This window comes from Pseudomonas sp. 05N434 (assembly GCF_056396965.1).
This window is the reverse complement of record NZ_JBFTMK010001143.1, coordinates 1-441: the sequence shown is the minus strand read 5'-3', so window position 1 is coordinate 441 and position 441 is coordinate 1. Positions and strand designations below refer to the sequence as shown.

At 61.9% G+C, this 441-nt stretch carries 1 protein-coding gene; it reads left to right on the top strand.

Translation table 11 applies throughout. The annotated features are described in order from the left end of the window. The coding region (locus AC1DLB_RS32135) for an IMP dehydrogenase (protein WP_477786553.1) at positions 1-441 on the top strand (441 nt) is incomplete at both ends.

The following is a 441-nucleotide window of genomic DNA, read 5'->3' as shown; positions in this document are numbered from 1 at the left end:
GTCCAAGGCCATCGTGGCCGGTGCCTCCTGCGTGATGATGGGCTCGATGTTCGCCGGTACTGAAGAAGCGCCAGGCGAGATCGAACTGTTCCAGGGCCGTTCGTACAAGGCTTATCGCGGCATGGGTTCGCTGGGCGCCATGTCCCAGGCTCAAGGTTCCTCCGACCGTTACTTCCAGGACTCCTCCGCGGGTGCCGAGAAGCTGGTTCCGGAAGGTATCGAAGGGCGTGTTCCTTACAAGGGCACCCTGAGCGACTCCTCCGCGGGTGCCGAGAAGCTGGTTCCGGAAGGTATCGAAGGGCGTGTTCCTTACAAGGGCACCCTGAGCGCCATCATCCATCAACTGATGGGCGGCCTGCGTTCCTCGATGGGTTACACCGGCAGCGCCGACATCGAAGAAATGCGCACCAAGCCTGAGTTCGTGCGGATCACCGGTGCTGG